The sequence below is a fragment of the Halospina sp. K52047b genome (assembly GCF_008709855.1).
Taxonomy (GTDB): domain Bacteria; phylum Pseudomonadota; class Gammaproteobacteria; order Pseudomonadales; family Oleiphilaceae; genus Halospina; species Halospina utahensis_B.
This window is the reverse complement of record NZ_VYJH01000031.1, coordinates 1-1,106: the sequence shown is the minus strand read 5'-3', so window position 1 is coordinate 1,106 and position 1,106 is coordinate 1. Positions and strand designations below refer to the sequence as shown.

At 64.6% G+C, this 1,106-nt stretch carries 1 protein-coding gene; it reads right to left on the bottom strand.

Annotated features, from left to right (window positions below; all coding sequences use genetic code 11):
- Positions 1–16: 16 nt before the first annotated feature.
- Positions 17–1,106, bottom strand: a 1,090-nt coding sequence (gene tnpC / locus F3089_RS15735) for an IS66 family transposase (RefSeq protein ID WP_151441728.1), incomplete at its 5' end; no start/stop codon positions are given.

Genomic DNA, 1,106 nt, shown 5'->3' with positions numbered 1-1,106 from the left:
GTAAGCGGTCCACGAACTACGCGGTAACCGCCCCTTCCTGACGCCAGGGCAGCAGCCGGTCCAGCTGTTCATTGGTGGTCGCTGTTGGCAGCTGGGTCAGCACTTTGACCATATACTCATAGGGTTCGAGCCCATTGGCCTTGGCCGTCTCGATCAGGCTGTAGATCCGGGCGCTGGCATCGGCGCCTTTCGGGGTGTCACTGAACAGCCAGTTCTTGCGCCCGATCACGAACGGGCGGATGGCGTTCTCCGCCGGGTTGTTGTCCAGCGGGATCTGCCCATCGTCGAGGAACCGCGTCAGCCGCGGCCACTGCTGCGACAGGTAATGCAGTGCCTTGCCCAGCGCCGTCTTTGGTGGCACTCGATGAAGTTGGCTTTCCAGCCAGTCCTTGAGCCGGTCGATGATCGGCTGGCTTTGCTGGCGACGCAGCGCCAGTCGCTCATCAGCGCTCAGGGTCCGGGCCTGCTGCTCGACGGTGTAGAGCCGGCGGATGAGCTTGAGCGCCTTATCCGCCTGACCGACTTTGCCCTTGGGCTGGACTTTGCGGGCACTGACGAACTTGCGTCGGGCGTGGGCCCAACAGCCGGCGTGGGTCAGCCCGTTGTGGCGGGCGACCTGCGCATAGCCCTCATAGCCATCGGTCACCAACACCCCCTGGAACTGGCCCAGCAGTTCGATGGGGATGCGCCCGGCGCGCGAGGGCCGATAGTCAAACAGTACGATCGCTCCCCCTTCGGGCGGGCTGCCACGCTGTAGCCACATGTAGGAGGTCGCACTCGCCTCGCGGTCCTGCTCATCGTTGACCTGGACCGTGGTCTCATCCATGTGGATGACCGGGCTCGTGCGTAAGTGCTCTCTTAAGCGCTCGATCAGTGGCGCCATGCGCTCGCTGGCCTGGATCATCCAGCGCGCCAGGGTATTGCGCGGCAGTTCCACCCCCAGGCGTTTGAACGCCTGCTGCTGGCGGTACAGCGGCAGCGCATCCACGTATTTGGCCACCAGGCAGTAGGCCAGCAGATTGGCGCTGGCATTGGATTTGGGCAGCGGCTGCGCCGGAGCCGGCGCGATGGCGACACCGTCCTCGCACTGGCGGCAGGCGTATTTC